12 protein-coding genes are annotated in these 13,095 nt (G+C 72.2%); 4 read left to right on the top strand and 8 right to left on the bottom strand.

What is annotated here, in order from left to right; translation table 11 throughout:
* Positions 1-429: 429 nt before the first annotated feature.
* On the top strand, positions 430-1,113 hold the full coding sequence (locus ACFVYL_RS33180) for an HAD family hydrolase (protein WP_389722588.1): 684 nt from the start codon (positions 430-432) through the stop codon (positions 1,111-1,113).
* Between the two features lie 135 nt (positions 1,114-1,248).
* On the opposite strand, the gene ACFVYL_RS33175 is transcribed toward ACFVYL_RS33180, so the two are convergent.
* Positions 1,249-2,199, bottom strand: coding sequence for an RNA polymerase sigma-70 factor (locus ACFVYL_RS33175; protein WP_389722586.1), 951 nt, complete (start codon positions 2,197-2,199; stop codon positions 1,249-1,251).
* A gap of 285 nt (positions 2,200-2,484) precedes the next feature.
* Between ACFVYL_RS33175 and ACFVYL_RS33170 the strand changes: the two genes are divergently transcribed.
* The gene (locus ACFVYL_RS33170) at positions 2,485-3,231 is read left to right on the top strand and encodes an SDR family oxidoreductase (protein WP_389722584.1); all 747 of its coding nucleotides are present in this window, start codon (positions 2,485-2,487) and stop codon (positions 3,229-3,231) included.
* Positions 3,232-3,485: 254 nt separating this feature from the next.
* Here ACFVYL_RS33170 and ACFVYL_RS33165 read toward each other — a convergent pair whose 3' ends face one another.
* Positions 3,486-4,586 (bottom strand): peptidoglycan-binding protein, encoded by a 1,101-nt coding sequence (locus ACFVYL_RS33165; RefSeq protein WP_389722582.1) that lies wholly within the window; start codon positions 4,584-4,586, stop codon positions 3,486-3,488.
* A gap of 461 nt (positions 4,587-5,047) precedes the next feature.
* On the opposite strand from ACFVYL_RS33165, the gene ACFVYL_RS33160 reads away from it, so the two are divergent.
* Positions 5,048-7,114: a DHA2 family efflux MFS transporter permease subunit gene (locus ACFVYL_RS33160; protein ID WP_389722580.1), complete on the top strand. Its 2,067-nt coding sequence runs from the start codon at positions 5,048-5,050 to the stop codon at positions 7,112-7,114.
* A gap of 34 nt (positions 7,115-7,148) precedes the next feature.
* Here the strand turns inward: ACFVYL_RS33160 and ACFVYL_RS33155 are convergent, their stop codons facing one another.
* The 4 genes from ACFVYL_RS33155 to ACFVYL_RS33140 form a co-directional block, all read right to left on the bottom strand.
* On the bottom strand, positions 7,149-7,700 hold the full coding sequence (locus ACFVYL_RS33155; protein WP_389722578.1) for a GNAT family N-acetyltransferase: 552 nt from the start codon (positions 7,698-7,700) through the stop codon (positions 7,149-7,151).
* Between the two features lie 139 nt (positions 7,701-7,839).
* Positions 7,840-8,169: an antibiotic biosynthesis monooxygenase family protein gene (locus ACFVYL_RS33150; protein WP_389722576.1), complete on the bottom strand. Its 330-nt coding sequence runs from the start codon at positions 8,167-8,169 to the stop codon at positions 7,840-7,842.
* A 106-nt stretch (positions 8,170-8,275) separates the two neighbouring features.
* Complete coding sequence (locus ACFVYL_RS33145) at positions 8,276-8,614, bottom strand: hypothetical protein (protein ID WP_389722574.1); 339 nt, start codon at positions 8,612-8,614, stop codon at positions 8,276-8,278.
* Positions 8,607-9,302, bottom strand: a complete 696-nt coding sequence (locus ACFVYL_RS33140) for a hypothetical protein (RefSeq protein WP_389722572.1) — start codon at positions 9,300-9,302, stop codon at positions 8,607-8,609. The genes ACFVYL_RS33145 and ACFVYL_RS33140 overlap by 8 nt, the downstream gene beginning before the upstream one ends.
* Positions 9,303-9,690: 388 nt before the next feature.
* Here ACFVYL_RS33140 and ACFVYL_RS33135 point away from each other — a divergent pair, with 388 nt between their 5' ends.
* On the top strand, positions 9,691-10,083 hold the full coding sequence (locus ACFVYL_RS33135) for a hypothetical protein (protein WP_389722570.1): 393 nt from the start codon (positions 9,691-9,693) through the stop codon (positions 10,081-10,083).
* A gap of 35 nt (positions 10,084-10,118) precedes the next feature.
* Here the strand turns inward: ACFVYL_RS33135 and ACFVYL_RS33130 are convergent, their stop codons facing one another.
* Both ACFVYL_RS33130 and proP read right to left on the bottom strand, forming a co-directional pair.
* Entirely contained in the window at positions 10,119-10,796 is a 678-nt protein-coding gene (locus ACFVYL_RS33130; protein WP_389722568.1) for an O-methyltransferase, read from the bottom strand.
* Between the two features lie 449 nt (positions 10,797-11,245).
* On the bottom strand, positions 11,246-12,814 hold the full coding sequence (gene proP / locus ACFVYL_RS33125) for a glycine betaine/L-proline transporter ProP (RefSeq protein ID WP_389722566.1): 1,569 nt from the start codon (positions 12,812-12,814) through the stop codon (positions 11,246-11,248).
* Between the last annotated feature and the right edge of the window lie 281 nt (positions 12,815-13,095).

Here is a 13,095-nt window from a genome sequence, read left to right as displayed (position 1 = left end):
CCACCCCCCAGGCCATCCGTTCGACAAGGGGAGGTAGTCATGCCAACTCCGAAGACCGGTAACCCCGTTGCGGGGCTACGAAGAAGGTAATGGGGGGGCGGTGCGTTGGGTGCGGGGGGCGCGTGCGGGGGCGGGGTGTCGGGTGACGGCTTGGCGGAGTTCGGGGATGTCTGCCTGGTCTATCTGGCCTGCCTGGTCTGCACGGTGCGGGCCGTGTGGGGCCGGTCGCGCAGTTCCCGCCGCCGCTCGCCGTGACGCCGGATGCGGAGCTGGTCCTTTTTGGGGTGCTTGGGCGGTGTGACCTGCGGCGTTGGCTTTTGCCGCCCCCGTTTTGTACCGTGCAGGAACAAAGTGGCTCCGCCCGTACTCCCTGACCGGCGGGCGGGGCTGCCTTGATCTTCCGCTGCCTCTGCGCTCTGGAGCTCCCCGATGACGGCCACGACCGCCGACCCTGTCGCACCCGTTCTGACCGCCGGGGCCGTACTCCTCGACATGGACGGCACCCTCGTCAACTCGGACGCCGTCGTCGAGCGCTGCTGGCGGCGCTGGGCCGCGCGGCACGGGCTCGACTTCGACGAGGTCATCAAGGTCGCCCACGGGCGCCAGGGCTACGCGTCCATGGCGATACTCCTGCCGGACCGGCCCATGGCCGAGAACCACGCGGAGAACCGCGAGATGCTCGCCGCCGAGACCTCCGACATGGAGGGCGTCGTGCCGGTGCCGGGCGCGCCCACGTTCCTGGCGTCGCTGGCCCGTCAGCGCCTGCCCTACGCGCTCGTGACCTCCGCCGACGTGCCCCTGTCCACCGGCCGGATGGCCGCGGCCGGGCTCGCGCTGCCGGACGTGCGGGTGACCGCGGAGAGCGTGGGCGCCAGCAAGCCGGACCCCGAGGGGTTCCTCAAGGGGGCTGCGGCGCTCGGGTTCGAGCCGGCGGACTGCGTGGTCTTCGAGGACTCCGAGGCCGGGATCCTCGCGGGCCGGGCGGCCGGTATGAGGGTCGTGGGTGTCGGCCCCCGGGCGGCCGAGTTCGGCCCCACCGTGCACGTCGAGGACCTGACCGGGGTGCGGGTCGCCGACGCGGGTGACGGGACGATCCGCCTGACGTTCGGCTGATCGCCGAGGGTCTTTCCCCGGGTGGCGCGCATCGTCGGCCGGAGGTCAGGCCCGGCGGCTGACGGCGGTCTCCCGCGTCACATGCGACTGATTGCCGAGGGTCTTTCCCCGGTTGGCGCACATCGTCGGCCGAGGTCAGGCCCGGCTGACAGTGGTCTCCCGCGTCACACGCGACAGCTTCTCGGGGTTGCGGACGTGGTAGGCGCCGGTGACCCAGCCGGTCTCGACCCGCACGGCAAGCACGCCGTCGATCTCCCCGTCGACCCGGATGAGCAGCCCCGGGCCACCGTTGATCTGCACCGGCTCGACCGACCTCTCGCCGCCGAGCTTCCACCAGCCGCCCGCCAGCAGGCGGGACACCTTGTCCGCACCCACGACGGGCCGCAGCAGGGCATGCCTGACTCCGCCGCCGTCGCTGAGGGCGACGACGTCCGGCGCGAGGACATCCAGCAGGCTTTGCAACTCGCCGGTTTCGACCGCTCGTCGGAAAGCCTGGAGTGCGGCCCGGGCCTCGGCGGGGGAGGCGGTGCCGCGTGGCCGTCGCGCGGCGACGTGCGCCCGCGCCCGGTAGGCGAGCTGGCGGACCGCGACCGGACTCCTGCCGACGGCTCCGGCGATTTCGTCGTACGCGAGGTCGAACACCTCACGCAGCACGAACACCGCCCGTTCGACCGGCGTGAGCGTTTCGAGTACCAGCAGCATCGCCATCGAGACGCTGTCCGCCAGTTCGACGTCCTCGGCCACGTCCGGGGCGGTCAGCAGCGGTTCGGGCAGCCATGGCCCGACGTAGGACTCCTTGCGCCGACCCAGCGCACGCATCCGGTCCAGGGCCTGCCGGGTGACGATGCGCACCAGGTAGGCACGCTTCTCCCGCACCGTTGCCGGATCGACGCCCACCCATCGCAGCCAGGCCTCCTGCACCACGTCCTCGGCGTCGGCGGCCGAACCGAGCATCTCGTAGGCGACCGTGAACAGAAGATTGCGGTGGGCGACGAAAACCTCGGTGGCGGAGTCCACCGACTCCGTCCGGGCGGCACGGTCGAGCGACGTGGCTGCCCTCGTGGTTCGTCCGTCGCGCTCGCTCATACCCGGCTCCCGCCTGCTCGTGCCCAGCCCTGCTCCCCACACTGGACGCCGCTCCCCGCCGTTCCGTAACACCGTCCGCCGGTGGCCCGCGTCACACGGCTGTGGCTGTTACGGGCGATGGTGCGCCGGCGTCCCGTGTTCGGCAGGACGCCGCGCGGCCGGTCCCGGGGTTACGGGTCCGGTGCGTGCGTCCGCCGTATCACTCGGACATCCACGGCACCCGGGAAGGCACGGAACATGAGCGCGAGGAAACAGGCACGGAACACAAGCGCCGGAAGGTTCGCGGTGGCGGGAGCGACCGGTCGGCTGGGACGCCACGTGGTGGACGTCCTCGCGGAACGGGGGTACCAGATCGTGCCGATGTCCCGCGCCACCGGCGTGGACATCATCACCGGTGAGGGCCTGGCCGAGGCGCTCACCGGCGTCGACGTCATCCTCGACGTCGCGGCATGGCACGACTCCGACCAGGAGGCGGCCACGGAGTTCTTCCGCACCGCCACACGCAATCTCCACGAGGCGGGGCGGTCGGCGGGGGCGGGCCTTGTCGTCGCCGCGTCCATCATCGGCAACGACAAGGCCACCGCTGGTTTCGTCGCCTCCCAACAGGTGCACGAAGAGGGCCACTTGTCCGGCCCGCTGCCCGCTCGCATTCTGCGCGCCGCGCAGTTCCACGAGTTCGTCGGCCAACTCCTGGACTGGCGACGGGGCGATGTCGCCCACGTCCCGGCCCTGCCCACCCAGCTCGTGGCCTGCCGCACCGTGGCCGAAACGCTGGTCGACCTGGCCACCGACCCCGAGCCGCCCGCCCGGCCGGATCCCGGAACGCCGATCCCCGAGATCGCCGGGCCGCGCAGGGAGACCATGGCCGAGGCGGCCCAACTCCTCGGCGCCCGCCGGGGCGTCAAGGTCGTCGCGGTCGACGGCTCCGGCCTGCCCGATGCCGAGATCGCGGCGGCCGGGGCTTTTCTGCCCGGCCCGCACGCCGAGCTCGCCGGGCCCACGTTCCGGGAGTGGCTCGACACCCAACCCTGATACGGGTGGGCTCGGCGGCTGCCGACCGGACGTCCAGCGGACCGCTGGAGCCGCAGCGCCGACACCACGGCTCCGGCTCGGTCCTCCCCGGGGGAGGCCTCACGCGGTCCCCTCTGGAGGACACCGTGTGAGGGGCTGACGAGGGGAGCCTCGCTCCGCACGCCCAGGCGGTCGCCGCCACCCGAAGGGGCGGCGACCGCTGTGGCGTGGCTGCGTGGACAGTAAGTGGGCAGTAATGGGGGGCGTAGGGACGCTCAGGGTTCCGTGGTCTCCGACTCCAGGCTGCGGCGCGTCTGGCGGCCGTACTCGCCCGGGGCGTCGTCCCGGAGACCGCGGGCCCACTGGTAGCGGGTGACCGCGTCCGTGACCTGCGAGGTGTAGGTGCCGTCGCGCTCGCCGATGTACAGATACAGCTGCGCGAGCCGGTCCTGCAGCTCCGCGACCTGTGGTCCCTCGTCGCCCTCCCGCAAGGTCGCGTCGGCCGTCCTGCCGGGAGGCGACGACGGCGACGTACCGACCGACCCCGTGGCGCGCGCCGTCGACGGCGGCGGTGCGGAGGAGGGCGGCGGCTCGGAGCGCGCGGACGGCGAACGCGAGGGCCTCGCACTCGGCGGGGCGGAGGGGGTGTGGGAGGGGGTGCGTGAGGGGGACTCGGACGGCTTCGCACTCGGCGGTCCGGGCTTCGTCGGGTCCGCGCGCACCGGCGCGGACACCGGGTCGCCCTGCAGGGCCCGGTCCCGGGCCGGCCGGTCCGTGGCCGAGGAGAGGAGGCCGATGGCGAAGACGGTGGCAGCGACTGCGGCGGCCACGGCGCCCGCAGCACCGACCAGCAGCGCGAAGCGGCGGCTGTGGGCGGGTGGCTTGGGCGGGGGTGGCGGGGGCGCCGAGGGCGTGGCGGGATCGGGCTCGGCCTCGGGGGCGGGGTCGGGGTCGGGAGTGGGCCCGGCTGGGGGGCCGGGCGGGCGTGCCGACGGCGACGCGGTCTCCGCCGGGCGCCGGGCCGGGGCGGAACGGTCGGGGTCCGGCAGCGATACGTACGGACGTATCCGCAGCGGATCGAAGTCCTCCGCGGCGGCGGCCTCGGCCGACCGGGTCCGCGTCCGGCTGCGGTGGGCTGCGTCGGCGGCCGCGTTCGCAGTTGCCGCGTCAGCAGCGGCTGTGGTCGCAGCCGACGTGGCCGAAGCCGCCACGGTCGTGCCGGTCGTGTCGACCGTGCCAGTCGTGCCAGTCGTGCCGGTCGTGTCGACCGTGGCAGCCGCGTTGGCCGCGCCAGTCGCAGCGCCCTTGCCCGCCGCGGTCGCATCAGTCGCCGCACCCGTATCGCCCGCCTCGACGTCACCGCCCGCGCGCCTCACCGCACCCGTATCGCCCGCCTCGACCTCACCCCCAGCACGCCGAGCGCAACCGCACGTCCCCGCCCCGGTCCCAGCTGCCCCGGTCCCAGCTGCCCCGGTCCCAGCTGCCCCGCTCCCAGCTGCCCCGCTCCCAGCCGCCTCACTCCCCGCCGCCTCACTCCCCGCCACCTCGCGCCCGCGCTCCACCCCGCGCTCCACCCCGCACCGAGGGCATCGCGGATGGCGATGGCGGCGCTCCAGCTCACCCCGTCCTCGTCCGTCACGCCCTTCGTCCTGCTCGGCCACCGGCCGTTCCTCCCCTCAGCTGTCCCGCCCGCCCCGAGAGCTCCAGTGATTATGCCGATCCGCGGTGATGCAGGCCCCTCCTTCAACAGGCCATAACTCGCGACACGGACCAGGATGGAGAGAGGAAAGGGCGAGGGGAGAGCTGCCTCGGGACCCAGGGACCCCTGGAGGTGTCCATGACGCAAGATGCCGGCGCACGCCCCGCGGGGCAGGGCCCCGGGTCCTCCCCGGGCCGGGGCGGCAACGGGCACCCGTCCGGCGGCGTACTGGTCTCCATCGGCGCGTTGCTGCTCGGCATGCTGCTCGCCGCCCTCGACCAGACCATCGTGTCCACCGCGCTGCCGACGATCGTCAGCGAACTGGGCGGCATGGACCATCTGTCCTGGGTCGTCACCGCGTACATGCTGGCCGCGACCGCCGCGACCCCGCTGTGGGGCAAACTCGGCGACCAGTACGGCCGCAAGAAGCTGTTCCAGACCGCGATCGTGCTCTTCCTGGTCGGCTCGGCGCTGTGCGGCATGGCGCAGAACATGCCGCAGCTCATCGGCTTCCGCGCGCTGCAGGGACTCGGCGGCGGCGGCCTCATGGTGCTGTCCATGGCGATCGTCGGGGACATCGTGTCGCCGCGCGAACGCGGCAAGTACCAGGGCCTGTTCGGTGCCGTCTTCGGCGCGACGAGCGTCCTCGGTCCGCTGCTCGGCGGTCTCTTCACCGAGCATCTCAGCTGGCGCTGGGTCTTCTACGTCAACCTGCCGATCGGCGTGATCGCCCTGCTGGTCATCGCCACCACGCTGCACATTCCGGTGCGCGAGACCCGGCACACCATCGACTACCTCGGCACGTTCCTCATCGCGTCCGTCGCCACCTGCCTGGTCCTGGTCGCCTCGCTCGGGGGCACCACGTGGGCCTGGGGCTCACCGCGGATCATCGGGCTCGCGGTGCTCGGCGTGGTCCTCGCGGCGGTCTTCGTGGCGGTGGAGCGCAGGGCCGTGGAGCCGGTGCTCCCGCTGAAACTGTTCCGGATCCGCACGTTCACCCTCTCCGCGGTCATCAGCTTCATCGTGGGCTTCGCGATGTTCGGGGCGATGACGTATCTGCCGACGTTCCTGCAGGTCGTACAGGGGGTCACGCCGACCATGTCGGGCGTGCACATGCTGCCCATGGTGGCCGGCATGCTCCTGTCCACCACCGCGTCCGGCCAGATCGTCAGCCGCACCGGGCGCTGGAAGGTCTTCCCCGTCGCGGGCACCGCCGTCACCACGATCGGCCTGCTCCTCCTCCACCGGCTGGACGAGCACAGCGGCACCGGCGAGATGAGCGCGTACTTCTTCGTCTTCGGCCTGGGCCTCGGCCTGGTCATGCAGGTGCTCGTCCTCATCGTGCAGAACGCGGTGAGCTACGAGGACCTGGGCGTCGCGACGTCGGGCGCGACCTTCTTCCGGTCGATCGGTGCCTCCTTCGGCGTCGCGATCTTCGGCACGGTCTTCACCAACCGGCTCGGCGACAAGCTCACCGACGCCCTCGCCGGGCAACAGCTGCCGCCCGGCCTGAGCGTGCGCACCCTGGAGGCCGACCCGCGCGGCATCTCGCGGCTCCCCGCCGAGCTGCGGCCCAGCGCCCTGCACGCGTACGCCTCGTCGATCACGGACGTCTTCCTGTACGCGGCGCCGGTCGCCCTGGCCGCCTTCGTCCTCGCCTGGTTCCTGCGCGAGGACAAGCTGCGCGTCTCCGTGACGGCGCCCGATCCGACGCAGACGCTGGCCAGCAACCCCGTGGAGCGTTCGTCGCACGACGAGTGCGCGCGGGCGCTCTCGGTGCTCGGGACGCGCGAGGGCCGCCGTGCGATCTACGTGAAGATCACCGAGCGGGCCGGGTACGACCTGCTGCCCGCGGCGAGCTGGCTGCTCCTGCGCATCGCCCGGCACGGTTCCGTGGAGCCCGGCGTGCTCGCCGAGCGCACCACCGTGCCGCTGACCGTCGTCACCGCGGCCGCCCGCCAGGTCGAGGAGCGCCGCCTGGCCGTACGGCGCGGCCTGGAGATGGTCCTGACCGAGCGCGGCGGCGAGGTCGCGGCCGACCTCGCCAAGGCCCGCGAGGCGTCTCTTTCGGAACTGCTCGGCGACTGGTGGAGCCCCGGCCGGCCGACCGACCTGACCCAGCTGGTCGAGGAGCTCAGCTCCGAGCTGTGCGGTTCGGAGTCGGAGCGGCCGCACAACGGCGCGACGGTGGTGCGCGCGGCCTGACGGGGCGCTCGCGTACTCGTTCAAAGACAGGCTCTCAGACCTGAGTGAGCTGCTTGGCGTACCAGTGCTCGGCGTACGGACGTTCGGTGAGCGGCTCGGTCTCCTCGTACCCGTGCCGGGCGTACAGCGTGCGGGCCTCCACCAGGTCGGTACGGGTGTCGAGGACGATGCGCCCGGCCCCAAGGCCACGGGCCGCGTCCTCGGCGGCCGCGAGGAGGCGGGGCGCGCCGCCCCTGCCGCGCATGTCCTCGCGTACGAAGACGCGCTTGAGCTCGGCGGTCTCCGCGTCGAGCAGCCGCACCCCCGCCGTCCCGACGGGCTCGCCCCCGCACCACGCGACCAGCAGCACCCCGCCCGGCGGCGCGAGGTCGGCCCCTGTCTCCGCCGCGACCTCGCGCTCCAGCTCCGCCGGGTCCGTGGCGTGCCCTTCGTGGAGCAGGTACCAGCGGTCGCTGACCTCCGTGTAATACGCACGCCAGAGCGCGGCGGCGACGGGCGAGTCGTACGGCTCGGGGGCGATGGTCCAGAGGGCTGTGGCGGCGGGGGCGGCAGGGACGGCAGAGGGGGCGGAGACGGTATCGGTCATGGCGCCATTCTGGGCTCGTACAGCCGCCGCCCGGCAAGGGAAATAGCGCGGGCGATGGGGCGAGTACGTGGACGTGCCCTCGCACCCGGAGTCGGGCGCGAGGGCACATCACATTCGGCCGGAGGCCAGCGAAGCCGTGTCACTCGCCCTTGGGCGCCGCCTGCTGCACGACTTCGAAGGACCACACCGAGGACCCGCTGGCGGCGGGCTTGGGACGCTCGCCGCCTCCTTCGCCACCACCCTGGTGGGCGGCCTTCATGGGGCCCTCCATCCACGCCTGGAACGACGCCTCGTCGCGCCAGCGGGTGTAGACGAGGTACTGGTCCGTGCCCTCCACGGGGCGGAGAAGCTCGAACCACTCGAAGCCGTCCGAGTTCTCGACCGCGCCCGCGCGGGACGCGAAGCGCTTCTCCAGGATTTCGCGCTGTTCGTCGGGGACGGTGAGGGCGTTGATCTTCACGATGCTCATGCCGCCATCCTGCCGTACGGGCACGTCGGGGCGGCGTGAGCCCTCAGGCGGGAGTTTCAGGAGTGAGCCTCAAGGGTGAGCCCTCACAGCCCTCGACTCGATGCCCTTACAGGCGCAGCAGGCGTTCGGCCGTCTCGCGGTAGTCGCGCAGGGCGAGGCGGAGCTGTTCCGTGTCGCCGGCGGGGGGTTCGGCGGGCGGGGCGCCCTCGGGGGGCGGGGGCGCGCCGGGGGCGCCTTCGGCCGGGAGGGACTCCCAGCTCGTGCGCAGGGTGCGGCGGCGTTCGGTGAGGGTGCGCGTCAGGTCGGCGATCGCCTCCTCCAGGACGCTGTCGGCGTTCTCGACGGCCGTACGGGGGTTGTCGACGAAGCCGTTGACGGCGTTCTGGAGGCGCAGCGTCAGCTTGTCGCGCGCGTCGGGCGGATAGAGAGCGGACGCCTCAGCCATGCTGAACTCCCTTGTGGGTGATGCCGGTCGAGCGCTTGTGGGTGTCGTGCCGGTCGGTGTGTGCGGCGCCGGTGTCGGACCGCTGCTCCGCGACGAGGGCGTCGAAGAGCGCCCGGGCCTCGATCATGGCCGCGCGCATCTCCTCGGTGCCGGCCGCCGTGTCGGCCTCGGTGCCGGAAAGGGTGCCGCCCAGGGTGCCGGTCCTGCCCTCCTCGGGGCCCGTCGTGCCGAGGGCCGCCCGGTGCACCCTGCGGTAGCCGTGGACGTGGTGGGCGTGGTGCACGGAGAGCGCCTCTATCTGGTCCTCGTAGTGGCCCGCGTCCGGGAAGCCGCGGGCGCCGGCCAGTTCGGCGATGAGCCGGTCGGCCTCGGTCACCGCGGCCCGGGGGGAGTCGACGAAGCGCTCCTGGGCGACGGTCCAGCGGGCCGCGTACTGCTCGCGCGCGGCGGGCTCCAACGGGCGCGTACGCAGCGAGCCGTGACGCTTCACACGCTCGCCGAGGTCGCGTTCGGCCGCCTTCGTGTCACCGTCGTGCCGGGCGACCGCGCGGTCGTACTCGGGCCCGAAGCGGTGCCTGAGGCCGCGCCTGCCGCCCGTGCCCCGCTTGCTGTTCACCACGGCGACGGCACCGACGGCGAGGACGGCGACGACGACCACGATCAGAGCGATGATCAGGACTGTGGACATGAGTGGGTGCCTTCTCGCTCGGGGATCGGCCTCGGGCGCGAGACCCGGTGGGCCTCGGCACCCGTACCCCGGAACGAGTTGCCCGGAATCGGCCCGCCAAACGGGCCGGGCAGCGCTGCCCCTAGGCCCTGTCGTCAAGCTCGCGTCGTTCGCCCGCGAGGCAGCCGGGAGTTTGACGACAGGGCCTAGGGGTGGCGTTCCCGCCAGTCGCAGGCCACCTCGTCGACGTCGTAGCAGGACGCGAAGCCGACTCCAGGTGGCTTGCGCTCCGTCATGGGGTCATTGTCCCAGGAGGCCGTGCGCACCGCCCGGGCGGGCACTTAGGATGCGGCAGCGCGCGACACCCCAACGGCGCTCGTACCGCCGCGAGTTGAAGGAGCGTACTCACGTGCTTGAGCTGACCATGGCCGCGGTGTCCGGGGCGGACGCGGGCGCCACCGCAGGCATGCTCATGGCGGAGGCGCCGAGCGAGCCGGGCGCCGTGCTGCGCGTCGGGCGCGACCGCAACGTGTGCCGTCTGGTGACCCCCGACGACTGGCTCTTCGTCTCCCGTACACACCTGGAGTTCCGCTGCGGGCCCGACGGTTCGTGGTCCGTCAGCTGGCTGCGCGGCTCGAACCCCGACCCGGCCAGTGAGGTGCGGCTGGTCTCCGAGGGGGCGGCGCGGTTCCTCGCGTACGGAGGGATCGCGCCGCTCGCCCGGGGTGGCTCCGGCGAGCTCGTCATCAAGGACAGGTCGGGGCCGCGGAGCGTGAACGTCGGTTACTTCCACGAGGGTTGAGGGGGCGGGGAGGAGGGGCGGGCGGTGCGTCCCGTTCAGGCGAGTACGCGGGCCAGCGCGAAGCCGTCGTACCCCTTGGTGCCGACCGTCTGCACCGCCGTGGCGCTCAACTTGGGGTGCTCCGCCATGAGTTCCAGCGCGGCGCGGGTGCCGAGCACGCTCGGGTCGGTGCTGGTGGCGTCGGTGACGGCGCCGCCCCGTACGACGTTGTCGAGGACGATCAGGCTGCCGGGCCGGGTCAGCTCGATCGCCCACTCCAGGTAGTGCCGGTTGTTGGCCTTGTCGGCGTCGATGAAGACGAGGTCGAAGGGCTCGGGGCGGGTCGCGTGCTCGGCGCCGAGTGCCGTGAGGGAGTCGAGCGCCGGGCCGACGCGGATCTCGACGGTCTTGTCGAGCCCGGCGCGGGCGAGGTTGCCGCGGGCCACGTCGGCGTGTTCGGGGCGGAATTCGAGGGTGATGAGGCGGCCGTCGGCGGGCAGGGCCCGGGCCAGCCAGATGGTGCTGTAGCCGCCGAGGGTGCCGATCTCCAGGATGCGGCGGGCGCCCTGGAGCTGGGCGAGGAGGTGGAGCAGCTTGCCCTGGTTGGGGGCGACGTTGATGTGTGGCAGGCCGGCCGCGTCGCTGTCGCGCAGGGTGGCGGCGAGGGCCTCGTCGGGTGGGGCGAGGAGGTCGGTGAAGTAGTCGTCGACGGAGTTCCACTGCTGTTGGTTCATGGGGCTCGCGCGTTCCCTTCGACCGTCTAGTTAGGCTTGCTAAGTAGTCTACGGGGGGTGCGGTGAATTGTCAGTGGGGGATCGCGTACTGGCGGGGGTGCCGTCTTCATTTCCCCGAGCCCGCCCCTTCCCGAAACCAGGGGCTCGGCCCCCTGGCCCCCGGACGTGGCTCGGTCTCCTGGGGCTCCGCCCCAGACCCCGCTCCTCAAACGCCGGAGGGGCTGGAATACGGTGCCCGCCCCCTCGGACGTGGCTCGGTCTTCTGGGGCTCCGCCCCAGGCCCCGCTCCTCAAACGCCGGAGGGGCTGAAATACAGCGCCCGGAGGGGCTGAAATGCAGCGCCCGGAGGCGGGACGCAACGTCCGAGGGGTGGAAGACGGCACCCGGAGCCGTGCTGAAGCCATCGAGCCCGTCCGGCGTTTGAGGACGAGTTCGGCGCAGCCGGCGATTCAGTGGCCGCCGCGCAGAGCCATCGCCTCCGTCTCGGTCTCCACCGCCGGAGGCGACCCCGGCAGCGGCCTGCGGGCCGATTCCGTCAGGTACCAGACGGCGATTCCGCCGATCACGGCTGCCGCCATCATGTAGTACGCGGGCATCATCTTGTTGCCCGTCGCGCCGATCAGCGCCGTCACGACCAGCGGTGTCGTACCGCCGAAGACCGAGACGGAGATGTTGAAGCCGATGGAGAGGGAGCCGTAGCGGACCTTCGTCGGGAAGAGGGCGGGGAGGGTCGACGGCATCGAGGCCGTGAAGCAGACCAGGAGCAGGCCGAGCGCGCCGAGGCCGAGAGCGATCGCCCACAGCGAGCCCTCGCGGATGAGGAGAAGGGCGGGGATGGAGAGCGCGAAGAAGCCGACGCAGCCCGCGGCGATCACCGGGCGGCGGCCGACCCGGTCCGTGAGCGCGCCCATGAACGGCTGGACGCACATCATCAGCGCCATGACGGCCAGGATGACCAGGAGGCCGTGCGTCTCGTCGTACTTCAGCTCGCTGGTCAGGTAGCTGGGCATGTACGAGAGCAGCATGTAGTCCGTGACGTTGAAGACCAGGACCAGGCCCATGCACAGGAGGAGGGCCTTCCACTGGCCCGTGACCATGTCGCGCAGGCGCACCTTCGCGCGGGACTGCTCGTCCTTGTGGGCCTTCTCCAGCTCGGCGGCGAACGCCGGGGTCTCCTCCAGCTTCATCCGCAGGTAGAGGCCGATGAGGCCCATCGGGCCCGCGATCAGGAACGGGATGCGCCAGCCCCAGGAGAGCAGGTCGTCGGTGGAGAGGAGGGCCGTCATCAGGGTCACCAGGCCCGCGCCGCCGATGTATCCCGCCAGCGTGCCGAACTCCAGCCAGCTGCCGAGAAAGCCCCGCTTCTTGTCGGGCGCGTACTCGGCGATGAAGGTCGAAGCCCCCGCGTACTCGCCGCCGGTGGAGAAGCCCTGCACCAGGCGGGCGAGGAGGAGCAGGACGGGGGCCCAGACGCCGATGGCCGCGTACGACGGGATCAGGCCGATCGCGAACGTGCCCGCCGCCATCATGATCATGGTGAGCGCGAGGACCTTCTGGCGGCCGACGCGGTCGCCGAGCGGGCCGAAGACCATGCCGCCGAGCGGGCGGATCAGGAAGGCCGCGGCGAAGGCGCCGAAGGTGGAGAGCAGCTGGGCCGTCGGGTTGCCCGAGGGGAAGAAGACCTTGCCGAGCGTCACGGCGATGTAGCTGTAGACGCCGAAGTCGAACCACTCCATCGCGTTGCCGAGGGCGGCCGCCTTCACCGCGCGCTTCACCATCGCGGGGTCGGTGACGGTGACGTCCCCGGCGGCCGCTTCCCCGCCGGGCGCTTCTCCGCCGGCCCCCGGGTGGCGTCCCGCCGAGAACAGCGCTCCCTCCGAAGGCTCGGGCTTCCGTAGTGCGACGGGTGTGGCGCTCGCCAAGGGTTCGCTCGCCTGCTCTCGATCGACGACAAGGATGAGGCCGCGCCCGGAAACCGGGGCGGCCCGAAAAGCGACCATAGGTGCAGGGGGCATCATTACGGACGGTGTCCGTTCGGCCGCACTGTGCGCGGAAACCGCTTCTGTCCAGGTCAAACGGTGTTTCCGCAGGCAGCGGAGATAAGGCGCCTTTGTGATCTATGTCGCTGCTCCGGCCGGGAACCGCGCGCCGGGGCCCGAGCAGTCATCCTGGGGTTGGGGATCCTCCACTCCGTAGGGGTACCCCGGTGGCAGGCCGAGGCCGGGAGGCCGATACAAATCGATGTGGCTGCCAGGTGAAACGGTGGTTGCGTGCGTCTCACAACAGGGCGCGGAACTCT

It is taken from the genome of Streptomyces sp. NPDC058308, from assembly GCF_042880275.1.
In the GTDB taxonomy this organism is placed as follows: domain Bacteria; phylum Actinomycetota; class Actinomycetes; order Streptomycetales; family Streptomycetaceae; genus Streptomyces.
This window is presented reverse-complemented; position numbering and strand designations above follow the sequence as displayed.